Raw genomic sequence first — 21165 nt, forward strand, 5'->3', positions numbered from 1 at the left:
GCGAGCGGCTTATCCGGGATTCGTTCGCACCGCACCATAGCCCGTACCGACGGAGACTATCATGCTCGCCACTTGGCTCGCCGCGCTTGTTTTCCTCGTCGCCGTTCAGGCTCTGTTCGTCGTGAAGCTGGCCGACCGGTTGACCGTCTCGAGCGCTGCCCAGGATGTCCCGACGGGCCGCGGCATTGAGGCGCCGCAGACTTCCGGGCGCTACGCCCGCGCCGCCTGAACCGCGACCTCACGTCCGGCGAATCGCGCGGCAGCCAACCATTCGGGTCCGGCCGGTTTGGCGGGCGAGACTGCGCAGCCCATCTCGGCCACGGACGGCGTTGCATCGAGAAAAGCCTGCATCTCGGCATCGGAGTAGTGACCGAACGCGTCCACGAGATCCGCCAGAGCGCGGTCCGCGGCGTGGTCTGGGACGTTTTCGGCCATCACCGTATCCTCCGGTCGCCGGCCCGAACGGTGCGCAACGCCGCCGTCTCGGGTCTCGCTTTCTCATTGGTATCTGGCATACCAGACGCGGGAAATCAAGTTCCGAAGGCTTCGGTATTCGGCAGGATAGTGCCGCGCGCTACTCCGCAGCGATGCGGTGGACGCCGCCTACCGCACCCGAGCCGAGGATGTCGCCGATCTCGGCATCCGTGCAGCCCAGCACCTCGCGCAGGATCTCGTCGGTATGCTCGCCGAGCAGCGGCGCGCGGGTGATCTCGGTCGGGCTCGCCGACAGCTTGATCGGGTTGCCCACCGTCAGGTAGGTGCCGCGGGTCGGGTGCTCGACCTCGACCACAGTGCCGTTCGCCCGCAGCGTCGGATCCTCGGCGATCTCCCGCATCGACAGGATCGGTCCGCACGGGATCTCGTAGGCGTTGAGGATCTCCATCGCCTCGAGCTTGTCGTGCTTCATCGTCCACGCTTCGATGCGCGTGAAGATCTCGTTGAGATGCGGCAGGCGGGCCTTCGGCGTCGCGTAGGCCGGATCGGTCTTCCAGTCCGGCTCGCCGATGATGTCGCAGATCGGTCCCCAGACCGCGCCCTGCGTGATGAAGTAGATGTAGGCGTTGGGATCCTGCTCCCAGCCCTTGCACTTCAGGATGCGGCCGGGCTGCCCCCCGCCGGAATCGTTGCCGGCCCGCGGCACCGCCTCACCGAAGGGGACGCCTTCGCCGTACTGGCTGTATTCCATCAGCGGGCCGTGGGCGAGACGCTGCTGGTCGCGCAGCTTCACCCGGCAGAGGTTGAGCACTCCGTCCTGCATGGCACAATCGACGCGCTGGCCCTGCCCCGTCTGGGTGCGCTGGTAGAGGGCGGTGACGATGCCGAGTGCGAGGTGCAGGCCCGTGCCGGAATCGCCGATCTGCGCGCCCGACACCATCGGCACGCCGTCGCGCCAGCCGGTGGTGGAGGCCGCGCCGCCGACGCATTGGGCGACGTTCTCGTAGACCTTGCAATCCTGGTAGCGGCCGGGCCCGAACCCCTTCACCGAGGCCAGGATCAGGCCCGGATTGGCGGCCTGCAATTTCTCCCAGGTCAGCCCCATGCGATCGAGCGCACCGGGTGCGAAATTCTCGACCAGCACGTCGCACTCGGCGATGAGCCGCCAGAGGATCGCGTTGCCCTTGGGGTTCTTGCCGTCGAGCGTGATCGAACGCTTGTTGTGGTTCAGCATCGTGAAATAGAGGCTGTCCACGCCGGGAAGGTCTTGAAGCTGCTGGCGCGTCGCATCGCCCGCGCCCGGCCGCTCGACCTTGATCACGTCGGCCCCGAACCACGCGAGCAGTTGCGTGCAGGTCGGCCCCGATTGAACATGGGTGAAATCGAGGATGCGAACGCCCTCGAGTGCCTTGCCCGGTGCCTTGCTCATCGCAGGTCTCCTCCCCAGGAGAGTGGCATGTTGCCGGGCGCTGATCGGCCGATGGCGTCGGCCGTGTGCGCCCGCGGGGTTCCGTGCCGGTCTGGTTCCGTACCGGTCTTGGGCTCCGGCATGGCTGGCGTGCGCGACTTGAGTGCGGCTCAGGGCATCATCAGCGAGGCTGCCCTGCACCCGGCGAATGCCGCCGACATCGACTCCCCGGCTTTCTTCTGGCATACCAGATGCCAGAGGTCAACATTTCGGCTCGGAGACCGGAGATCCGCACAGTCTCGTGCGGATTCCGCGGGGAGAGCCGGGACGCCGGAGTGCGGGCTGCCTTGTCTTCCGAAGGATGAGACGCCATGCTCCCGCCGCTCGATGTTTCCACTCCGGACCCGCAACCCCATCGGCATCAAGGTCGATCCGAAGTGATGGAAAATCTCTCGATCAAGCCAATCGTTCCGGCGACGAGCCTGCGGACGCTGGCCTACGAGGCGCTGAAATCCGCCATCACCAACATGGACATCTACGGCCAGACCGGAGATGTGCGGCTCGATGAGCGCGGCTTGTCGCAGACGCTCGGCGTGAGCCGCACGCCGATCCGCGAGGCGCTGACGGTGCTGGAGCAGGAAGGCTTCGTGCGCAACGAGCCCCGACGCGGCGTGTTCGTGGTCAAGAAGACGAAACGCGAGATCGTCGGCATGATCCAGGCCTGGGCGGCTTTGGAGAGCATGGCGGCGCGGCTCGCCTGCACCGCCGCCTCGGACGAGGATCTGGCCTGCCTGCGCCGCTCCTTCCCGGAGTTCTTCGACGGGCAGCCCTACGAGCATCTCGACGAGTACTCGGAAGCCAATATCCGCTTCCACCAGAAGATCATTGCGCTCGGCCACAGCGCGGTGATCACGGACCTGACCAGCAACCTGCTGATGCATGTGCGCGGCATCCGCAACACGGCGCTCCGCCAGGGCGATCGCGCCTCGAAGTCGATCGAGGAGCACGTGCGGATCATCGAGGCGCTGGAGGCCCGCGACGCGGAGCGCGCCGAGCGCCTCGTGCGCGACCACGGCCTCGGCCTCGCCGACCACGTCCAGCGCTACGGCGACCACCTCGACTGATCGGCCCAGGACAAAGCGGCGCCGACGACCGTCTCCGCTCCCGGCCTGCTTCGTCTCAGGGCGTGCCATGAGGGTGCTTTAGGCTCTCGTTTTCGCATCATCTTTTTTCCGAAAGTCGGGAACCGCCTTCCGGGATGATGCTCTAGCCGGGACGAGTAACGCCGCCCGCTATCCCCCCGGGATCGCCAGCGGATTGTCGGTGAGCGCCGCCCGGTCCGGCGTGTCCAGGGCGGGTTTGCCGAGGAAGGCGTCCCAGATCCGGCGGACGAAGGCCGGGTCGAGGTCGCGCACGATCAGTACGAGCCGCGAACGGCGATCCGCGTCGGGCCAGGCCGGCAGCGTCACGGGCGCGTGGACGACGTGCTGCACCCCGTGCACCACGACCGGCCGCTCGGGATCGTCGGCGAGCGCCACGAGACCCTTGAGGCGCAGGAGCTTCGGCCCGTGCGCCGAACGCAGGAGATCCAGGAACATCTCGAAGGCCGGGCGCGGCACCGGTTCGTCGCTGGTGAGGTGAAAGGCGCGGATCGCCGCGTCGTGCCGGTTCACATCGTGATGATGGTGGCCGTGATCGTGGTGATGGCCGTGCGCGCGCTCTTCCGCGCCGAGCCAGGCACGCACGTCGTCCCCCTTGCCGTCGAGGCCGAACAGGCCGCCGAGCAGGCACTCGGCCGGCACGTCGGGCCCGTGGATCCGAGCCCCCGGATTGAGGGCGGCGAGCCGCTGGGTCAGCGCCTCTGCCCCGGCGCCGGGCAGGTCGCCCTTGGTCACCACGAGATGGTCGGCGACCGCCGCCTGTCGCAGGGCCTCGCCGTGCGCGTCGAGGGTGTCGGCGCCGTTGACCGCATCGATCACGGTCACCACGCCCTGCAACTGAAAGCGGATCGCGAGATAGGGGTGGTAGATCAGGGCGTGGAGGATCGGCGCCGGGTCGGCGAGCCCGGTGGTCTCGATCACCACCCGGCGGAACGGGTTGATGCGGCCGTTGTCGCGGCGGCGCAGAAGGTCTTCCAACGTCGAGATCAGGTCGCCGCGCACGGTGCAGCACAGGCAGCCGGCGCCGAGCAGGATCATCCCCTCATCGACCGTCTCGATCAGCAGGTGATCGAGTCCGATCTCGCCGAACTCGTTGACGATCACCACCGTGTCGGCGAGCGCCGGATCGCCGAGCAGGCGGTTCAGCAGCGTGGTCTTGCCCGCGCCGAGGAAGCCCGTGAGCACGGTGAGCGGGATCGGCGCGGGGCGGCCGGGTCGTTCGGAGGAGGACATGGTTGGACGGCCTTCGAAGTCTGATCCGCCGCACATTTCCTCTCCCCGCCCGCGGGGAGAGGCCGGTCTGCACCCTGTCGTTCAGGCCGGAAGCGGAGGTGAAGCCGAAGCGGCGATGAGGGGGCGGTGCCGGGGCCTTCGAAAACCCCTTACGACTCGTCGTTCTTCGCCTTGGCGGGCTTCTTGTCCGCTTTCTTGGCGGCAGGCTTGGCCGCTTCGGGCTTTTTGGCGGCCGGCTTGTGCGCCGGCTTCACGGCCGCCTTCGGAGCGGGCTCCACCGCCGTGTAGGCGCTGGTCGTGGCCGGCACGCCCTTGTCCCGCCCGGCGGCGGTCTTCGTGGCGGGCTTGGGCGCGGTCACGGCGGCGGCGCGAGCCTTGGCGGCCTTCTCCGAGGCGGCCTGCTTGGCGGCCTCACGGGCCGCGTCCTTGGTAGCCTTGGCTTCCGCACGCTTGCGCTGGGCAGCCTCCTGCGCGGCCTGCCGGGCCGCCTGTTTGGAAGCCTGCGCCTCCTGTTCCTCGCGGGCCAGCGCCATCGCACCTTCCGTGGGACTGCTGCCGATCCAGACCGGGATCGGCTGGAGCGGCGCCCGCGGCGGCAGGGTGCGGCCGCGGACGTTGGCGCTGCTGAGCGCGGCGAAGGCGAGGTTGGTGGCGTCCGGGGTCGCCGAGCCGAGGAGCTGCGTCGTCGCGCTGTCGGCGCCGGGACCGCTCGCGGTCAGCGCGCCGGGGCCTTCGTCCACCGGCATCGGCTTGCGCTTGTCGCAGATGTAGGGCCGCATGTCCGGCGGGGCGGCGACGTTGGAGGGCGGCAGTGATTCCAGAGTCGGCGCGGTCCAGCCCGCCGACTGGCCGAAGCCGTAATCGAACAGGTCGGCAGCCTTGATGTCGCGCTCGCGCGCGCTCGGCTGGCCCATCACCACGGTGATGATGCGCCGCCCTCCGCGGGTCGCAGTCGCCACCACGTTGAAGCCGCCCGAGCAGATGAAGCCGGTCTTCATGCCGTCGGCGCCGGGATAGCGCCCGAGCAGGCCGTTATGGTTGGCCATCACCGACTTGCCGAACTGGATCGCCGAGATCGAGAACAGGTTCTGCTGGTTGGGGAAGTCGCGCATCAGCGCGCGGGCCAGGATCGCCATGTCGCGGGCGCTCGTCCATTGCCGCGGCTCGGGCAGGCCGTTGGGGTTGTACCAGCGGCTCTCGCGCATGCCGATCCGGTGCGCGGTCTCGTTCATCATGTCGGCGAAGCCCTCGACGGAGCCGCCGAGCCCCTCGCCGATCACCCAGGACACGTCGTTGGCCGACTTGACCATGATGATCTTGAGGGCGTTGTCGAGGGTGATCTGCGTGCCGGGCTTGAAGCCCATCTTCGAGGGCGGCTCGGCGGCGGCGGCGGGCGAGACCGTCAGCAGCGTGTCGAGCGAGACCTTGCCCTGGCGCACCATGTCGAGGGCGACGTAGGTGGTCATCAGCTTGGTGATCGAGGCCGGATACCAGGGGTCGGTCGCGCCCTGGCTGTAGAGCACCTTGCCGGACTCGGCATCGACGACGAGGATCGGTGCCGTCACCGCCGAGGCCGCCCCCGCCATCAGGCCGAGGGCGGTGAGCGAGCCGATCAGCCGTCCCCAAACACGGTTCACCATCGGGCCAATCTCGAAAGGGTGGGAGGGCGCGGGACGCCGCGGAGCAGGAATTCCGTTGCCGGCTCCGGGGCTTCGTGAAGAAAGCGCCCGGAAAGGGTCGGATCGAGAGTACCCGTTCATCAACGTGCCCTCCGTGGCGAGAGCATGGCAGAGCCCGGCGTTTTGCCCAACGGTACGCTGCCGATCAGGGTTGCGCTCCGCGAAATCGTACACCGCTTGGTCTTCCGCGCCTCCCGGGGGTATGGGCAAGCCCTGGCAGAAAAGCGCAACGATGTCCTACGCGGTCAAGGAACTCTTCCACACACTTCAGGGTGAGGGCGCCCAGGCCGGGCGCGCGGCGGTGTTCTGCCGGTTTTCCGGCTGCAATCTCTGGTCGGGCCGCGAGGAGGACCGGGCGGGCGCCGCCTGCCGCTTCTGCGACACCGATTTCGTCGGGATGGACGGAGAGGGCGGCGGGCGCTTCGCCTCCGCCGAGATCCTGGCGGACGCCGTCGCCGCGACCTGGGCCGGGGGGGCGGCCAACCGCTACGTCGTGTTCACCGGCGGCGAGCCGCTGCTGCAACTCGACGAGGCGTTGATCGCCGCCGTTCATGCCCGCGGCTTCGAGGTCGCGGTGGAGACCAACGGGACGCTTCCCGCGCCGCCCGGCATCGACTGGATCTGCGTGAGCCCCAAGGCCGGCAACCCGCTGGTCCAGACCTCAGGCGACGAGTTGAAGCTCGTCTTCCCGCAGGCCGAGGCCGCGCCGGAGCGTTTTTCGGATTTGCCCTTTCGACATCATTTCCTGCAGCCGATGGACGGTCCGGAGGCCGCCGCCCACACCGCCGCGGCGGTGGCCTATTGCCGCTCGAACGCCCGCTGGCGGCTCTCGCTCCAGACGCACAAGATCATCGGGATTCCGTGAGGGCATCGTCCCGAAGGACGGCTTTCGGCTTCGGCTGACAGCGATGCGTGGGCAGGTGGGTGGGCAGGCGGAACAGGTGCGGCCGGCGGTTGCATCCGCCGTCAACCTCGACCACCTTCGCGCGCAACCGCGGCCGGCCTGCGCATGGCCGAGAGGATGCCCGATGACGCCCGATTCCACCACGCCGGACGCCACGCTCAAGCTCGATCACTCCTCCGTCGCGGAACTCAACCTCGCCCTGCGCCACTACCGGCGCCTGATGATCCGCCTGCCCCTGATCCTCGTCCTCGGCTTCGCAGCAGCGATCGGCCTGTCGTATCTCGGCACCGCGCTGTCGCCACCCTACGGCGTGTACATCCTCGGCTGGGATCTCATGACCTGGGGGCTGCTCGGGGTCCTCGCCGTTCTCTTCGCCGAACTCTGGTGGGAGGGGCGTCAGATCGGGCGCGCCCTCAACAGTGTCGAGATGCAGTCCGCGCCGATCGCCTCACTCTTGGGCGGACAGGCGCTGATCGGGGAGCGCGCCCGCGAACACGGCATGAAGCCGGGCCCCTTCAACGGTCCGCTCCGGCCGATCCATAAACACCAGCCTCCGAGCGCCAGCCGGGCTGACGAGCGACCGAGGATTTAGGTCGAGGCGACCGAACGGTCTGACCTGGTCCAGCGTTAAGGGTCCCCAGGTCTGAGGATCCGAGGATTGATCGATGTGGAGCTGGCGGATCATGGATCGGGCGCCCCGTGATGGCCGCTGGATCATCGCCATCAACCGGGGCGAGCCGGACCGCCGAGCCGTCATTCGCTGGGATCCGCGCCGTTTCGGTGACAGCGAGCCCTGGCGGGTCGCTTCGTGCGACCACGGCTACGCATCGGACGCGTTCACGGACTGGATGCCTTTTCCACCCTGGCCAGTTCAAGGCGACGAAGCAGACGCGAGTCAGGGCGAGACTCCGGCAGCGCGAGGCGGTGAGACGGTGCCGAACGGGCTGTGAGGCCTCGAAGGCTCAGCACGACGCGGGTGCCCTCGCCGACTTTGGTGTCGATCCGAATCCAGCGGCTCGACGGATGAGCCGTACTCAGCCCGCTCCGGCGCTGCCAGCATCAATGGCGGGGGGTTCCCGGTTCGGCTCCGGCGATGCCGCGATTGGCTTTTGATCCGAACGGGTGCGCGGGTCCGCCGATCCGAGCGAGAGGTGAGGCCGGGCGACCCCTCAGTTTGGTTAATTGACCACGTAAATACAGGTATGGTCTCGCAGGCATCCGCTTCAGCAGACGAGAGCGTCTCGCGAGCAGGAGCCTGAAGAAGGTGGGTGCGTTGTAGCGGATGTAGCGTGGAAGGTTCTCGAACCATTCCGCACTCAGCCGCGCATCGCGTTGCACGCGAGCGAGGGCGCGGCGGCGTCGATGGTCGAACGCGTCGAGGGCGCGGGGAAGGCTGTCGTGCTCGCCCAAGGCCGAGGCGAGCGCGATCGCGTCGTCGATGGCCAGACGCGTTCCCGAACCGATCGTGAAATGTGTCGTATGCGCGGCGTCGCCGATCAGCACCAAGTTGTCCGCGTGCCACTTTCGGTTGGCCAACCTGCGGAAGCTCGACCATGGCAGCGTGTGGCCATGGCCATCGCGGCTGATCAGTTCGTGACCGTCGAGATACTTGGCAAAGATACTTTCCAGCACCCGCAATTCGGCATCCGCGAGCATCGTGCCAAGACCGAGCCCATTCCACGTCTCCGGCGCGCATTCCACGATGAACGTACTCATTCCCTCCTTGAAGGAGTAGGCGTGAAACCACACCCATCCGGCGCTGGTCGGAACGAATCCGAACGTGAAGGAAGGGAATCGCTGTGTCGTTGCGAGCCAGATGTATTTGTTGCGGCCGGCTTCGATCTGCGGCCTGAACTGATCCGCGCGGTGCCGACGCAACTGACTCGCGACACCGTCGGCCGCCACGATGAGGTCGGCGTCGGCGACCTGACTCAGATCACTGATCTCGCTCTCGAACCGCACGTCGACGCCGAGCGCGAGCGCCCGCTCGATGAGGATCTGCAGGAGGCGACGACGGCATAGGCCGTAGCCCCCGCCTCCGTAGCGAAGCGGCGGTTGCCCCTCGACGTCGACCACTTGCCCGGACCAGGGAACCGCCTGATCCGCGATCGCCTGCGCGCTGTCCGGATCGTTGGTCCGCAGGGTGGCAAGCAGATCCTCCCAGAAGACGACACCCCACCCATGTGTCGTTCCCGCTGGGTTTCGCTCGTGGACGACGATCTCATGGTTCGGGTTGCGCCGCTTCATCACGATCGCGAAATACAATCCGGCAGGCCCCGCACCGACGCATGAGATCTTCATCAAGACTCTCCATCTCGCCTGATGCTTCCTGCATCATGACATGAGACAACTCGGCCAGACCGCATTCCGAAGGAGCGGCCACCGGTTCGTCGAAAGACTACGCATCAAAACAAAGACCGAGAGCCGCCAGCCTGATGCAATCAGGTCGGATACGGCTCCAGGCCATGATTTTATGTGCAATTTGGCTGCCGCACTCGCGACGACAGGAGTTCTTTCTGCATGCAGCGCGAGCACCGGCGGCTTTTGAAGGGTGCAGGAATGCTGACGAGCATCCTGCGCGACAGTTCAGTCGTGGCAGTGCGACGAAAGCTGGCGACGAGAGCTTGAGATGAACAACCAACGCGCGCAACGTCGATTATGGATGGTGGCCGTAACCCCAACGGGCCACGATCGCTGCTTCGTGCGCCGGGATGGGCGTGACATCTCTCCCCAGCCCGCTTGGGCGTCGGAGCCGCCTCCGGCCGACCGTCGCACCCGCGTTCGTTGATCGACGCTCACCCCAGGGCCGGGCCGCCAGCGCTGCGTGCGCCGACCGGTGACGATCGTGCCTCCACGCGCGATCGGGTCCGAACGCCCTCCGCAGTCTCCCCTTGAACCCGAGCCCGATCTCGAACGAAGCGTCCGAGCGGTCCCAGGCGACGAGGCAGGCTCGGTTCGAGGGGCCGCGCCGGTCGATCACCCCACGCGGCCTCGCGGCCGCAAAGACCGGATAGAGGGTGCATTTCGGCCGATGTGGTGACATATCCACGATCTCGGTGCGCCGGCCGGCCGCCGTCAACCCGCTGCGCTGTCCGCGGCGGGACCGTTCCGGACCTCGTGAAGATCCCGCGATGAAGATCACCCAGGCCTTCACCTTCGAGGCGGCCCACCGCCTGCCGAACGTGCCGCAGACCCATCGCTGCCACCGCATGCACGGGCATTCCTACCGCGTGGAGCTGACGGTCTCCGGCGCAGTCGATCCGACGAGCGGTTGGGTGGTCGATTTCTACGACATCGAGAGCGCCTTCGCCCCACTCCTGGAGCGGCTCGACCACCATTGCCTCAACGAGATCGAGGGGCTGGAGAATCCCACCGCCGAGCATATCGCGGCCTGGATCTGGCATCGCGCCAAGCCGGCGATTCCGGGGCTTTCCAGCGTGCGGATCTTCGAGACGCCCTATTCCTGGGCCGAGTACGAGGGCGACTGACCATGCCGGAGGACGCGGCCGTGGCGAATGGTGAGGCCGGGGCGCTGGTGCTGTTCTCCGGCGGCCAGGATTCGGCGACCTGCCTCGCCTGGGCGCTCGACCGCTTCGCGCATGTGGAGACGCTCGGCTTCGATTACGGCCAGCGCCACCGGGTCGAACTCGATCGGCGCGCGGCTTTGCGGCAGGGCCTGACCGCCCTCGATCCGGCCTGGGGCCGCCGGCTCGGGCCGGATCACACGCTGGCGCTCGCCGCGCTCGGCGAAATCTCCGACACGGCGCTGACCCGCGACAGCGCGATCGCGTTTGCGCGCGACGGCCTGCCCAACACCTTCGTGCCCGGCCGCAACCTCGCCTTCCTCACCTTCGCCGCCGCGCTCGCCTACCGCCGCGGCCTGCGCCACATCGTCGGCGGCATGTGCGAGACCGACTATTCCGGCTATCCCGATTGCCGCGACGACACGATCAAGGCGCTGCAGGTCGCGCTCAACCTCGGCATGGAGCGCCGCTTCGTGCTGCACACGCCCCTGATGTGGATCGACAAGGCGCAGACCTGGGCGCTCGCGGAAAGCTTGGGCGGACGCGCCCTCGTGGATCTCGTCGTCGAGGAGAGCCATACCTGCTATCTCGGCGAGCGCGGGGCGCGCCACGCCTGGGGCTACGGCTGCGGCACCTGCCCGGCCTGTGACCTGCGCGCCAAGGGGTTTTCGCGTTATCTCGCCGCGCGAGCGGAATAGGAGGCTTCCCATGCGTGCCGACGCCTTCCTCGAGGCCGTGAAGGCCCTGCCCATCGCCCCTCTCGCCACTCTGGTGCCGGACGGGGGCGGCCTCGTCGTGGTCGCGCCCCACCCCGACGACGAGAGCCTCGGCTGCGGCGGGCTGATCGCGCAGGCCGTGCGAGAGGGCCGAACTGTCCGCGTCGTCATCGTCAGCAACGGCTGCGGCTCGCACCCGAATTCCAAGGCCTATCCGCACGACCGCCTGCGGGACTTGCGCGAGGCGGAGACCGTGGCGGCGATGGCCGAACTCGGGCTGAGCTCCGAGCATGTCCATTTCCTGCGCCTGCCCGATGGCGGCGTGCCGAGCGAGGGCGCAGGCGCGGAGGCGGCGGCGGACCGGATCGCCGACATCGCCCGAGAGGCCGGGGCGAGCGCCCTGTTCGTGACCTGGCGGCACGATCCCCATTGCGACCACACCGCCTCCGCCGCCATCGTCGATCTCGCGAAGGCGCGGCTTCCCGATATCGCGGCCTATGCCTACCCGGTCTGGGGCTGGACCCTGCCGCCCGAGCGCGAGGTCGGACCGCCCCCCGAAGGCTATCGCCTTACGGTGGAGGACGAGCGCGCGGCCAAGCGCCGGGCGGTGGAGGCGCATGCCTCGCAGGTCTCCGGGCTGATCACGGACGATCCGTCCGGCTTCCAGTTGCAGCCGGCGATGATCGACCGGCTCTGCGGCCCGCACGAGTGGTACATCGCGCTGCGCTGATCCCCTTTCGCTGCCCCTCTTCATTTGGGTTTCAGGTTGGGGCTGGCAGGACGGGTACGACCGTAAAGCTTGGCCCGAACCGGAATCTCCGTGAGCACCATCAGCGTCGTCACGCTCAACAAGGGGCGCGACGCCCATCTCGCCCGACTGATCGAGGGGCTCGCCCGCGGGCCTGCTCCCGCCGAATGCGTCGTCGTCCAGATGGGCCCCGCCCCCGAGCCGCTGCCCGCAACGCCGTTCCCGCTGCGGCCGATTGCCTTCCCGAGCGCCGGCCTGCCGCTCGCCGCCGCGCGCAATGCCGGCCGGGCGGCGGCCTCCGGCGACATCCTCGTCTTCCTCGACGTCGATTGCATCCCCTCCGCCGGCCTTGTGCCGGCGCTGGCTGCGGCGGCGGCCGCGCATGACGGCCTCGTCTGCGGGCCGATCCGCTACCTGCCCGCGGGCGCGGTGCAGGACGGCTGGCAGGAGGCCGACCTCCTGCGGGCCGGACTCCTCCACCCGGCCCGGACTTTCCCGAATGGCGGCGTGGCGGAAACGCAGAATCCCGGCCTGTTCTGGTCGCTCGCCTTCGCGGTGCGCGCCTCGACCTACGACCGGCTCGGCGGGTTCGACGAGGGCTATGACGGCTACGGCGCCGAGGATACCGATCTCGCCTTCCGCGCGGCCGAAATCGGCGTGCCGGTTCTGCTGGCGGGCGCCCCGCCGGCCTTCCACCAGCATCACCTCTCCTGCGACCCGCCGCTCCAGCACTTCGCCGACATCGTCCGCAACGCCCGCCGCTTCCGCGCCCGGCACGGGCTCTGGCCGATGGACGGCTGGCTCGATGCCTTCGCCCGGCTCGGCCTGATCGGCGAAAGCCGCGAGCCCGACATCACCCTCCTGCGCGGCCCGAGCCCGGAGGAGATCGCCGCCGCGCGCGTGCCACCCGAGCGGCCGTTCTGAGCGGTTTTTGGGGCGCGGATGCCGTCGATCCCCTTCACGACCTTACCTTGAGAGGCACAAGCGGAGCGGCGGCCTCAAAGAAGCTCCGAGCGTCACGCAGGATTTTCGCCGCCGGACGGCGGATCGGCCTCCCATCACGGATGACGCGCCGTTACAGTTTCGGTCGCGTGGGCTCGGCCCGCCCCATGATCCTGCCAAGCAACATCCGTGGCGCAGCGTAGCATTGACGGCTCGCACGCACGTGTAGCGCCGATCATTCCGGCCCTATCTCTTGTACTGTGGCGCGATGATCCGCCGCATCGCGTAAAAATTTTTCGGCACTCGGCGCGAACTCTTTGAGATGCGGATGGTTCTCCGGGGATCTCATCTCTCCTTTGAACCCAGGAGCCTCGCTGACCGCCAAGCCCCCGCCCGTTCCGCCGGCCAGCCGCTCCGACAAGGGGCAGGGAAGCGCCCCCGAGACCGCGACCACCCAGGGCCGAACCTCGTCGCAGACGAAGGACCCGGACAAGATCGGCCAAGCGGGCAACTCGAAGATCAACACCACCCATCAGGGTCATCAGCAGGATCGCTGAATGAGCACCTCCAGCACGCATCCCAACGCCGTCCGTCACCATGGCGGGCCGGGCAGCAGCCATCAGGACCGGTCGAAGCCCTCTGCCGAGCCGGATCACGGGCCGACACCGGGCAGCCCGACGAATGGCTCCAAGTCCGGCGTGTCCGGAGGCGGTGGCGAGCGCGACGCACACCACGCCCATCGCGGTCCGGGCCATGCCCCCGACCGCACCGACCGCTCTCATTAACGGCAGCGCACTGCACCGACATCGAGCGGAACGATCCGCTCCGCATCAGGAGAACCGCTATGGACGAGAGCCGCAAGCACGATTCCCTGCGCGACTTCAACGCGAATGCCGACCGTAACGGGCAGGATTTCGGGCAGGACCGTCCCCTCGACGTCGCCCGCCCCGCCGATCTCCAGCGCGCCCTCCAGGAGGATCCGGGCGGGGAGGCCCAGGTGGCGCGCACGGCCTCCGACTTCGACCGGCGTGATTCGATCGCGGGCGGCAGCATCGAGTCGGTCGAGGCCACCGAGGCGGAGACGCCGCCGGAGAACCTGCGCCGCATCAGCGACCCGAGCTACACGCCCAAGCGCTGATCGGCCCGGCCACGGAGCATGGAGGCGCGGCGGTTGGGTGAGTGCCCGCCGCCGCGATCCTATATCTTGCGACCCTCGCGCCCGCTCCGGCCCGGAGGGTCAACGGGCCTGAGCGCTCGTCAGCCCGCATCCCGGCACAGGGTCTCGATCGCGGCGGCTGTCCGTGCGAGCGCGTCGGGCTCGGCGAGGCGCCGAACCACGTCCGGATCGAGGGCGAGGCCGCGGGCGACGAGGGTGGTCCAGGCCGCGGGATCCGGCCAGCCGCGTTGGACGACGGCCGCGCCGAGCCGTTCCAGCGCCTCCGCCTTGGCTTCCTGCTCGTCATAGGCACGCGGCTCCGGCAGGCACAGGAAGCGCTTGCCGAGACCCGCCACGGCGGTGACGAGCCCGTCGCCCGCCCCCCCGATCACGAGAGAGGCCGGGGCGAGATGCGGGCGCACATCCGTGACCCAGCCGTGAAGATGCAGGTTTTTCGGAACCGCGCCCGCGCCGGTCACCGGCCCGAGGACGTGCCAAGCCCGGTCCGGGACGGCGTCGGCCGCCTGAACGAGCCTGTCCAGACGCCCGCCCTCGCCGCCACGCCCGAACACCACGACGATGCGCCCATCCTCCTCGGAGATCGCCCCCGCCGGAGCCCCCCCGAGGAAGCCGCCATAGATGGTCTTTTCACGCATCCAGGCCGGCACATCCCCGCCGTCGAGGGCTTCGGGAAAGGGGGCCAGCAGCCGCGAGGCGGCGCGGAACGCTTCCAGGTGCGGCGGGTCCGTGCGGGTGCCGGAGAGGCGCACCACGAGGCTCGGCACCGACAGGAGCCGGACCAGCAGCGCCACCTCGGCCGAGACATCGACGACGATCAGCACCGGGTCGTTCTCCGCCGCCCAGGCGGCGATCCGGCCCATCCGCGCGCGGATGCCCGGATGGTTCAGCGGCACGTAGTGGAAGCATTCGGGCCGCTGCCCCACGCCGTCCTGCCCGTCGAAGCTCCGGTCGAGTCGGTCGTCGGGCAGGTCGAGGACGGGGCCCGGCGCGCCTGAGATGTCGAGCCCGGCAAAGCTGCCCATCAGCGTGCAGGGCCGCCCGAACGCCTCGAGCGCCCGTGCGAGCGCGATCGCCCGCTGCAGGTGCCCGGCGCCCTGATGGTGGACGTAGTAGCCGACCGGACGCGTCATGCGGGCTCCGAGACAAGTGCGGCGCGAGGCGGCAAGACCGCCGGGACGACAGGCCGGCGTCAGGCGGCTTTATCGCGCCCCAGGGCCGCGGCAAGGTTTTCGAGGGCCGCCAGCGCCTCGTCGAGGCCGCATTCCGGCGCGGGGCCGTCCCGCGCGTCCAGGCGGGCATGGGCCCGCTCCACGAAGGCGATGTCGTTGGGGCAGGCCGCCGGATCGATGGCGGCGAGGTCGTCCGCATCGAGCCCGAGCGCGTGCAGGGCGGCTGGCGCGGCGCCCTCGCGATAGGCGCGGCGCAAAGCGGCCCGGCGCAGGATGATCCGCTGCCAGTGGGCGGCCACCGGCAGCCGGTAGGCCTCGCCCTCGCGCACGACGCGGGCACGGCGCAGCATCTCGGTCGCCATGCCGCCCTCGGCCCGTCCGGCGGTGCGGGCCGAGACGAGCACCGACACGGCGGGGCAGTGGCGCAGGCGCCCGCCCGCCCGCTGAACCGCGGCGACCAGGGCGTTGTCCTCGCCGCGGGGCAGAGCCGGCAGGCCGCCGACGGCGCGGTAGAGCGAGGCCCGGAGCGCGAGACTTCCGCCGGTATGGTCGCCGTGGCGCGGCGCCGGGTCGTGGGACGGCGGATCGAGGGCGTCTTCCAGCGCGCGCACACCCGACCAGTAGCGCTCGACCCGCGCGTGGAAGACCGCGAGCGCGGGGTCGGCCCGATCCTCGTCGTCGATCACGAGCCTGCCGCCGACGATCTCGGCGTTCTCCAAGGCGCGCAGGTTCGCCGCGACCCAGCCGGAGGCGAGCCGCGCATCGGCATCGGTGGTGAGCAGCGCGCCGTCCGGCGCGCCCTCGCTCTCCAACCACGCGGCGCCCGCATCGAGGGCGCGGCGGCGGGCGGTGCCGACATGGGCCTCGGACGGGGCGAAGGTCGCCTCGATCAGACGCAGCGCCAGGGTGTCGAGCGCGCCAGAGTTTTCGAGCGCGCGCACCGCCTCGACCGTGCCGTCGGTGCAGTTGTTGCTGACGATCACGACCTTCAGGGGGGCGGCCGCCGAGAATCCCTGCTGCGCGGCGAGCGCCCGCAGCAGGCGTGGCAGGCGCTCGGCCTCGTTGCGGGCCGGGATGCAGACGACGGCCGGGCTGGAGGGCGCGGGCATCGTGTCAGGCCGCCGGGCGTTCGAAGAGGGCGGCGCGGGAACTCTGGACCGGCGCCCCCGCCAACACCTCGCGGTAGAGTTCCTCGTAGCCGTCGGTCATCACCTGGGCGTCGTAGAGCGTCTCGGCCCGGCGGCGGCAGGCGCGGCGGTCGAGGCCGACGGCGCGCTGGATCGCGCGGGCCAGCGCCGCCACGTCGTCGGCGGGCGCGAGCGCGCCGGAGAAGCGATCGACGATGTCGGGGATCGCGCCGCGGCCGAAGGCGGCGACCGGGGTGCCGCAGGCCAGCGCCTCGGCGACGACGAGGCCGAACGGCTCTTCCCAGCGCGGCGAGACGATGGCCGCCCGCGCCCCGCCGAGCTGGCGGGCCAACTCCCGGTGGGAGAGGTGTCCGACATAGGCCGCATCCGCTCCGAGACGCGGGGCGATCCACTCGTTCCAATAGCGCGGGTTCGGCTGCGGGCCGGCAAAGCGCAGGGGGATCCCGGCGCGGCGCGCCGCGTCGATGGCCAGATGCGTGCCCTTCTCCGGCACGATCCGCCCGCTCCAGAACACGTAGCCCGCCGGGTCGGCCTTGGGGCTGAAGGCGAAGGTCGAGAGGTCGATGCCGTTGCCGATGACGCGGGCATCCGGCACGAGCGGTTGCCATTCCTGCGCCAGCGACGGCGAGACGGCGGCGAAGATCATGCCGGGCTTGGCTGCGCGCACGCCCTCGGCCAGCGATTCGAAAGGCGGCGTGTGCAGCGCCGTCGTCATCGGCACCGGGAGCGTGTGGCTCGCGCGCAGCGGCAGATCGTGCAGGCTGTTGTTGTGCACGATGTCGAAGCCGCCGCGCGCGACCGCTTCCATGATCCGCTCGTAGGCCACGAGTTCGGCGCGCTCGATCCGCTCGCAGGCCACGGGATCGCCCAGGGCGTCGCCGGTCGGCGGGCAGACGGGGTTCGGCACCAGCGCCGGATCGGAGCCCTCCGAGGCGAAGAGCGTGACCCGGTGCCCCCGCGCCCGCAGCGCGCCGGCCAAGTGATGCGTGTGCATCTCGAGGCCGCCCAGATAGGGCTGTCCGATCGGGAACTTGAGATGGGCGATGACGGCGATCTTCAAGGGCATTGTCCGACGTCGGTGGCGGGAAGGACTCTGGGATGAGTCCAACGGCCAGGCTTCCAGCCGCACCATCGCCGTTCGTCTAGGAACGCCCGATGAACGAACCCTTCAGGAAATGGAGAGCTTGGGGAATAAAAGTGCCGCAGGTTGCCGACGGGTCCCAAATTCGTGTGTGACGCCGCCAAGCACCGCGCCAACCGCGTTCGGGCAGTAACCTGCGCGCGGATTGTGCCCGGAAACGCTATGGCCCGAGGCGCGATCGACGCGGCGACCTGTCGTCGACATCACGGCCCGTGCCGCGATGGGACGCTCTACATGGGTGTCAGCTCTAACCGTCCGCGCCGTGCCTCAGCGCGTCGGGAAGGATTGATGGACGACTTCACCACCTGCGACGGCGCGAGCGGCTGGTCTGGCGCGAACCATACGAGGCGATGAAGCGACACCATCGCTCGCAAGCACGAGCGGCGCCGTCGCGCCCAGGATCGCCTTGCCGCGCGAGACGAAGCGGCTGAGGACTACTCGTCCTCGCCGAACTTGTCGGCGAGCAGCGCCTCGATCGCGTCGAGGGCAGCTTGCCCGTCGTCGCCGACGGCGACCACGGCGATGGAAGTGCCCTTGGCGGCCCCCAGCGTCAGCAGACCCATGATCGAGCGCCCGCCGACGGTCTCGCCGCCGCGGGTCACCGTCACGGCGGCGGTGAAGCGCTCCACCGTCTGCACGAACTTGGCCGAGGCGCGGGCATGCAGGCCGCGGCGGTTGATGATCGGCAAGATCCGGACGAGGCCACCCTCGGGCACCTCCGGCTGCGGCTCGACCTCGCCGTCCACGCTCTCTCCCATCGCCCCTGGCACTCCCTCCCCCGCCGCTTCGGTGCGGACCGGCGACGCGTCGAGGCGCGCCGTTCCGGATGCGGGACGATGTGGTTAAGCCGGGAGCGGGGCGAAGAAAAGGCCGTGCGGGGGTGAGACCGGGCTACTTGCCCGCAAGAACCCGCGAGGCGACGTTGATGTACTTGCGGCCCGCCTCCTGCGCATGGAGCACGGCGTCGCCCAGGCTCTCGGCCTCGCGCACGCTGGCGAGCTTGATCAGCATCGGCAGGTTGATCCCGGCGACCACCTCGACCTGGCCGCCGTTCATGCACGACAAGGCGAGGTTCGACGGCGTGCCGCCGAACATGTCGGTGAGAACCACGACGCCCTGACCGGAGTTGACCCGACCGACGGCGGACATGATGTCGCCGCGGCGCAGCTCCATGTCGTCCTCCGGGCCGATCGTAATCGTCTCGACCTGCTTTTGAGGGCCGACGACATGCTCCAGGGCGGCCTTGAACTCGGTCGCTAACAGCCCGTGTGTGACGAGCACCATTCCAATCATCGAAGCGTGTTCCAACGCCCTGTGAGCGGAGACGCCATCTTGTGCAGCGCAAGGTGAAGCGCAAGCGGGTCGCGTCGTTTTGCGCGACACAACGGGCTCACCATGACACGGCCGCGGCAGCCGCGCTACACATCGTGGACACCGCCGGGCACAAGAGCCGCCGGGTGCGTCCGCATTGCCACGCCGGCTCGAAGCGCCTCACGGATCAGGTATTCGCGGGGATGGCGCGGTTCAAGGGCGAGGCGGGGCAGCTCGACCCCGAGAAGCATGGCGGTCGCGGCGTTATCGGGAAGGCGCTCGGCCTCCACCACGAGATCGACCACGAGGCGCAGCACCGCGGCCGGTGCATGCGCCGCCAGACGGCGAAGGCCGAGGCCGCGGATCTCGATCAGGCCGGCGAGCGCCGGATGGGGCCGGGCCACGACGCGGCCGTGATGGACCTCCAGCCGGATGCGGTCATCGCCGACGAGGCGGGCATGGCGCCCTTCCAGGAAGAAGCGGTCGAGCAGAGCGAGGCAGAGCGCCGACTTGCCCGAGCCGGACGGCCCCCGGATCAGCAGGCCGGCCTCGTCGAGGAGGACGCAGCTCGCATGCACCGTCTCCCGGGGTCGCCCCGGCGCGGCGCCCTCCCCGCTCATGCCGCGAGGTCGTCGTCGCCGTAGCGGTCGGCCCGGGGGGCTACGGGCAGGCGCACGATGAAGCGGGCGCCCCGCACCGTCGGGTGCCCCTCCTCGTCGGCCGGGCCGGGCCGGTTCTCGGCGCGGATCGAGCCGTGATGGGCCTGGATGATCTGCCGCGAGATCGACAGGCCGAGCCCGGAATTCTGGCCGAAACCCTGTTCGGGCCGGTCGGTGTAGAAGCGCTCGAAGATCCGCTCCAGGGCGTGTTCGGGGATGCCCGGCCCCTCGTCCTCGACCACGAACTCGACCTCGTTCTTGAGGCGGCGCAAAGCCACCCGCACCTTGGCGCCGGGCGGGGAGAACGAGCGGGCGTTGTCGAGCAGGTTGTTGACGACCTGCCCGAGGCGGCTGTCGTGGCCGATGATGAGGAACGGGTCCTCGATCTCGCCGCTCGGCCGCTCGATGTCGAACTGGATCACCGCCGCCTTGGCGCGGCGCCGCTCGTTCGCCACCGATGTCACGGTGGTCAGGAGCTTGCCGAGATCGACCCGGCGCGCCTCCGCGCGGGCGAGCTCCGCGTCGAGGCGGGAGGCGTCGGAGATGTCGGAGATGAGCCGGTCGAGGCGCTTCACGTCGTGCTGGATGATCTGCATCAGACGGCCGCGCGATTCGTCGGTCTTGGCCAGCGGCAGGGTCTCGACGGCGCTGCGGAGCGAGGTCAGCGGGTTCTTCAGCTCGTGGCTGACATCGGCCGCAAAGCTCTCGATGGCGTCGAGCCGCCGGTAGAGCGCCTGCGTCATGTCGCGCAGCGCACCCGAGAGGTGGCCGATCTCGTCGGTGCGGCTCGTGAAGTCGGGAATCTCCTGGCGCGACTTGATGCCCCGGCGCACCCGCTCGGCGGCGTCGGCCAAGCGCCGCACCGGCCCGGCGATGGCGCCCGCGAGCAGGATCGACAGCACCAGCATCACGGCGGCCGCGACGAGGAACACCTGGAGCAGGCCGAATCGCTCGGAGGCGATCACCCGGTCGATGTCGCCGCCTTGCGTCGAGACCATCAGCACGCCGCGCACCGAGCCCGCGCGCTGGATCGGCACCGCCACCGAGACGATGGTCTCGCCGCGCTCGTTGCGCCGGGAGATCGTGCCGCGCGAGCCCTTGAGCGCCGCCTGGACCTCGCGGAAGGCGCGCCCGTCCTGCGGCCCCGCCTCCTCCTGGGCCGAGCGCTCGCTGATGACGAGGCCGAGAATGCGGGTGCCGACGAAATCCCAGATCCGCTCCAGCACGTTGGGCTTGGGCGGCTTCACCACGGTCTCGCTGCGGCCGATATCGCCGCGGGCGTAGAGCGTGCGGGTGTCGAACAGCAGGCTCCCCTCGCTGTCGTAGACCCGGGCGCGGTTGCCCGTCGGGGTCACGAGGCGTCGCAGAAGCGGCGCGACCTTCTCGGGATTGAGCGAGAAGGCGAGCGAGGCGGGATCGTCGTCGAATTCCCGGCCCTCGCCGGCCTGCTGCTGCAGGAGCTTGTCCGGATCGACGCGGATCGTGTCGGTGTCGACGGAGGCCTGGGCGGCGATGGCGCCGGCGATGATGTCGCCCTGGATCAGCAGGCTCTGCACGCGCGCCTGGATCAGCCCCTGGCGGAACTGGTTCAGGTAGAGGAAACCGAACAGGAGGACGATCAGCCCGACGAGGTTGAGCACCACGATGCGGCGCGTCAGGCTCGACGAGGCGCGCTGGCCGACCGCGTTCCAGAGGTCGCGCGGCCAAGTCAGGGGCGGGCGGGTGAGGGAGCCGACGAGCCGCGCGAGGACGCCGCGGCGCGCGTGGGCCTCATCGGAATCGGGCTGGCGGGACAGGGGGGCGAGCATCGA

At 69.6% G+C, this 21165-nt stretch carries 23 protein-coding genes; 11 read left to right on the forward strand and 12 right to left on the reverse strand.

From position 1 onward, the window contains the following. The first annotated feature begins 61 nt into the window (after nt 1-61). Entirely contained in the window at nt 62-229 is a 168-nt protein-coding gene (locus tag Y590_RS26960; RefSeq protein ID WP_193763223.1) for a hypothetical protein, read from the forward strand. Here the strand turns inward: Y590_RS26960 and Y590_RS04880 are convergent. Both Y590_RS04880 and frc read right to left on the reverse strand, forming a co-directional pair. Next, on the reverse strand, nt 211-435 hold the full coding sequence (locus Y590_RS04880; RefSeq protein WP_060768879.1) for a hypothetical protein: 225 nt from the start codon (nt 433-435) through the stop codon (nt 211-213). The two genes, Y590_RS26960 and Y590_RS04880, sit on opposite strands and share 19 nt — an antisense overlap. 139 nt (nt 436-574) lie before the next feature. After that, nucleotides 575-1864 (reverse strand): formyl-CoA transferase, encoded by a 1290-nt coding sequence (frc, locus tag Y590_RS04885; protein ID WP_060768880.1) that lies wholly within the window; start codon nt 1862-1864, stop codon nt 575-577. Between the two features lie 419 nt (nt 1865-2283). Here frc and Y590_RS04890 point away from each other — a divergent pair, with 419 nt between their 5' ends. Then, nucleotides 2284-2967 carry a GntR family transcriptional regulator gene (locus Y590_RS04890; RefSeq protein WP_060768881.1) on the forward strand — a complete coding sequence of 228 codons (684 nt, stop codon included), beginning with the start codon at nt 2284-2286 and terminating at the stop codon, nt 2965-2967. A gap of 168 nt (nt 2968-3135) precedes the next feature. Here Y590_RS04890 and Y590_RS04895 read toward each other — a convergent pair whose 3' ends face one another. Further along, the gene (locus Y590_RS04895; protein ID WP_060768882.1) at nt 3136-4236 is read right to left on the reverse strand and encodes a CobW family GTP-binding protein; all 1101 of its coding nucleotides are present in this window, start codon (nt 4234-4236) and stop codon (nt 3136-3138) included. A gap of 149 nt (nt 4237-4385) precedes the next feature. Then, nucleotides 4386-5876: a D-alanyl-D-alanine carboxypeptidase family protein gene (locus Y590_RS04900; RefSeq protein ID WP_060768883.1), complete on the reverse strand. Its 1491-nt coding sequence runs from the start codon at nt 5874-5876 to the stop codon at nt 4386-4388. 271 nt (nt 5877-6147) lie between these two features. Between Y590_RS04900 and queE the strand changes: the two genes are divergently transcribed. After that, the gene (gene queE / locus Y590_RS04905; protein ID WP_060768884.1) at nt 6148-6780 is read left to right on the forward strand and encodes a 7-carboxy-7-deazaguanine synthase; all 633 of its coding nucleotides are present in this window, start codon (nt 6148-6150) and stop codon (nt 6778-6780) included. A 163-nt stretch (nt 6781-6943) separates the two neighbouring features. After that, nucleotides 6944-7411, forward strand: coding sequence for a hypothetical protein (locus Y590_RS04910; RefSeq protein ID WP_060768885.1), 468 nt, complete (start codon nt 6944-6946; stop codon nt 7409-7411). A gap of 467 nt (nt 7412-7878) precedes the next feature. Here the strand turns inward: Y590_RS04910 and Y590_RS04915 are convergent, their stop codons facing one another. Next, nucleotides 7879-9120 carry an FAD-dependent monooxygenase gene (locus tag Y590_RS04915; RefSeq protein WP_060768886.1) on the reverse strand — a complete coding sequence of 414 codons (1242 nt, stop codon included), beginning with the start codon at nt 9118-9120 and terminating at the stop codon, nt 7879-7881. Between the two features lie 830 nt (nt 9121-9950). Between Y590_RS04915 and queD the strand changes: the two genes are divergently transcribed. From queD to Y590_RS04945, 7 genes are all read left to right on the forward strand, one after another. Next, nucleotides 9951-10307 carry a 6-carboxytetrahydropterin synthase QueD gene (gene queD / locus Y590_RS04920; protein ID WP_003604191.1) on the forward strand — a complete coding sequence of 119 codons (357 nt, stop codon included), beginning with the start codon at nt 9951-9953 and terminating at the stop codon, nt 10305-10307. Between the two features lie 2 nt (nt 10308-10309). Then, nucleotides 10310-11041 carry a 7-cyano-7-deazaguanine synthase QueC gene (gene queC, locus Y590_RS04925; RefSeq protein WP_060768887.1) on the forward strand — a complete coding sequence of 244 codons (732 nt, stop codon included), beginning with the start codon at nt 10310-10312 and terminating at the stop codon, nt 11039-11041. Between the two features lie 10 nt (nt 11042-11051). Beyond that, nucleotides 11052-11789: a PIG-L deacetylase family protein gene (locus Y590_RS04930; protein ID WP_060768888.1), complete on the forward strand. Its 738-nt coding sequence runs from the start codon at nt 11052-11054 to the stop codon at nt 11787-11789. Between the two features lie 90 nt (nt 11790-11879). After that, a complete protein-coding gene (locus Y590_RS04935; RefSeq protein WP_060768889.1) occupies nt 11880-12731 on the forward strand; it encodes a glycosyltransferase family 2 protein in 852 nt (283 codons plus the stop codon). 392 nt (nt 12732-13123) lie between these two features. Continuing rightward, nucleotides 13124-13306 (forward strand): hypothetical protein, encoded by a 183-nt coding sequence (locus tag Y590_RS04940; RefSeq protein ID WP_060772162.1) that lies wholly within the window; start codon nt 13124-13126, stop codon nt 13304-13306. Continuing rightward, nucleotides 13307-13534: a hypothetical protein gene (locus Y590_RS25455; RefSeq protein WP_083530756.1), complete on the forward strand. Its 228-nt coding sequence runs from the start codon at nt 13307-13309 to the stop codon at nt 13532-13534. A gap of 59 nt (nt 13535-13593) precedes the next feature. Then, nucleotides 13594-13887 carry a hypothetical protein gene (locus Y590_RS04945; protein ID WP_060768890.1) on the forward strand — a complete coding sequence of 98 codons (294 nt, stop codon included), beginning with the start codon at nt 13594-13596 and terminating at the stop codon, nt 13885-13887. 119 nt (nt 13888-14006) lie between these two features. On the opposite strand, the gene Y590_RS04950 is transcribed toward Y590_RS04945, so the two are convergent. From Y590_RS04950 to Y590_RS04980, 7 genes are all read right to left on the reverse strand, one after another. Next, complete coding sequence (locus tag Y590_RS04950) at nt 14007-15056, reverse strand: glycosyltransferase family protein (protein ID WP_060768891.1); 1050 nt, start codon at nt 15054-15056, stop codon at nt 14007-14009. Between the two features lie 59 nt (nt 15057-15115). Beyond that, complete coding sequence (locus Y590_RS04955) at nt 15116-16204, reverse strand: glycosyltransferase family 2 protein (protein ID WP_060768892.1); 1089 nt, start codon at nt 16202-16204, stop codon at nt 15116-15118. A gap of 4 nt (nt 16205-16208) precedes the next feature. Continuing rightward, nucleotides 16209-17303: a glycosyltransferase family 4 protein gene (locus tag Y590_RS04960; protein ID WP_060772163.1), complete on the reverse strand. Its 1095-nt coding sequence runs from the start codon at nt 17301-17303 to the stop codon at nt 16209-16211. 515 nt (nt 17304-17818) lie between these two features. Next, complete coding sequence (locus tag Y590_RS04965) at nt 17819-18142, reverse strand: HPr family phosphocarrier protein (protein ID WP_060768893.1); 324 nt, start codon at nt 18140-18142, stop codon at nt 17819-17821. A 133-nt stretch (nt 18143-18275) separates the two neighbouring features. Continuing rightward, nucleotides 18276-18677 (reverse strand): PTS sugar transporter subunit IIA, encoded by a 402-nt coding sequence (locus tag Y590_RS04970; RefSeq protein ID WP_003606016.1) that lies wholly within the window; start codon nt 18675-18677, stop codon nt 18276-18278. A gap of 125 nt (nt 18678-18802) precedes the next feature. Beyond that, nucleotides 18803-19315, reverse strand: coding sequence for an HPr kinase/phosphorylase (locus Y590_RS04975; RefSeq protein WP_060768894.1), 513 nt, complete (start codon nt 19313-19315; stop codon nt 18803-18805). After that, a complete protein-coding gene (locus Y590_RS04980) occupies nt 19312-21162 on the reverse strand; it encodes a sensor histidine kinase (RefSeq protein WP_060768895.1) in 1851 nt (616 codons plus the stop codon). Before Y590_RS04980 ends, Y590_RS04975 begins: the two co-directional genes overlap by 4 nt. Nucleotides 21163-21165: the final 3 nt, after the last annotated feature.

This window comes from Methylobacterium sp. AMS5 (assembly GCF_001542815.1).
Lineage (GTDB): Bacteria > Pseudomonadota > Alphaproteobacteria > Rhizobiales > Beijerinckiaceae > Methylobacterium.

What these genes read in the sequence shown, in the direction of transcription:
- queD (WP_003604191.1), top strand. Translation starts at nt 9,951, where the DNA reads ATGAAGATCACCCAGGCCTTCACCTTCGAGGCGGCCCACCGCCTGCCG.
- Y590_RS04980 (WP_060768895.1), bottom strand. Translation starts at nt 21,162, where the DNA reads ATGCTCGCCCCCCTGTCCCGCCAGCCCGATTCCGATGAGGCCCACGCG.
- Y590_RS04950 (WP_060768891.1), bottom strand. Translation starts at nt 15,056, where the DNA reads ATGACGCGTCCGGTCGGCTACTACGTCCACCATCAGGGCGCCGGGCAC.
- Y590_RS04915 (WP_060768886.1), bottom strand. Translation starts at nt 9,120, where the DNA reads ATGAAGATCTCATGCGTCGGTGCGGGGCCTGCCGGATTGTATTTCGCG.
- Y590_RS04975 (WP_060768894.1), bottom strand. Translation starts at nt 19,315, where the DNA reads ATGAGCGGGGAGGGCGCCGCGCCGGGGCGACCCCGGGAGACGGTGCAT.
- queE (WP_060768884.1), top strand. Translation starts at nt 6,148, where the DNA reads ATGTCCTACGCGGTCAAGGAACTCTTCCACACACTTCAGGGTGAGGGC.
- Y590_RS04890 (WP_060768881.1), top strand. Translation starts at nt 2,284, where the DNA reads ATGGAAAATCTCTCGATCAAGCCAATCGTTCCGGCGACGAGCCTGCGG.
- frc (WP_060768880.1), bottom strand. Translation starts at nt 1,864, where the DNA reads ATGAGCAAGGCACCGGGCAAGGCACTCGAGGGCGTTCGCATCCTCGAT.
- Y590_RS04965 (WP_060768893.1), bottom strand. Translation starts at nt 18,142, where the DNA reads ATGGGAGAGAGCGTGGACGGCGAGGTCGAGCCGCAGCCGGAGGTGCCC.
- Y590_RS04930 (WP_060768888.1), top strand. Translation starts at nt 11,052, where the DNA reads ATGCGTGCCGACGCCTTCCTCGAGGCCGTGAAGGCCCTGCCCATCGCC.
- Y590_RS04970 (WP_003606016.1), bottom strand. Translation starts at nt 18,677, where the DNA reads ATGATTGGAATGGTGCTCGTCACACACGGGCTGTTAGCGACCGAGTTC.
- Y590_RS04955 (WP_060768892.1), bottom strand. Translation starts at nt 16,204, where the DNA reads ATGCCCGCGCCCTCCAGCCCGGCCGTCGTCTGCATCCCGGCCCGCAAC.
- Y590_RS04945 (WP_060768890.1), top strand. Translation starts at nt 13,594, where the DNA reads ATGGACGAGAGCCGCAAGCACGATTCCCTGCGCGACTTCAACGCGAAT.
- Y590_RS26960 (WP_193763223.1), top strand. Translation starts at nt 62, where the DNA reads ATGCTCGCCACTTGGCTCGCCGCGCTTGTTTTCCTCGTCGCCGTTCAG.
- Y590_RS04895 (WP_060768882.1), bottom strand. Translation starts at nt 4,236, where the DNA reads ATGTCCTCCTCCGAACGACCCGGCCGCCCCGCGCCGATCCCGCTCACC.
- queC (WP_060768887.1), top strand. Translation starts at nt 10,310, where the DNA reads ATGCCGGAGGACGCGGCCGTGGCGAATGGTGAGGCCGGGGCGCTGGTG.
- Y590_RS04900 (WP_060768883.1), bottom strand. Translation starts at nt 5,876, where the DNA reads ATGGTGAACCGTGTTTGGGGACGGCTGATCGGCTCGCTCACCGCCCTC.
- Y590_RS04910 (WP_060768885.1), top strand. Translation starts at nt 6,944, where the DNA reads ATGACGCCCGATTCCACCACGCCGGACGCCACGCTCAAGCTCGATCAC.
- Y590_RS04880 (WP_060768879.1), bottom strand. Translation starts at nt 435, where the DNA reads ATGGCCGAAAACGTCCCAGACCACGCCGCGGACCGCGCTCTGGCGGAT.
- Y590_RS25455 (WP_083530756.1), top strand. Translation starts at nt 13,307, where the DNA reads ATGAGCACCTCCAGCACGCATCCCAACGCCGTCCGTCACCATGGCGGG.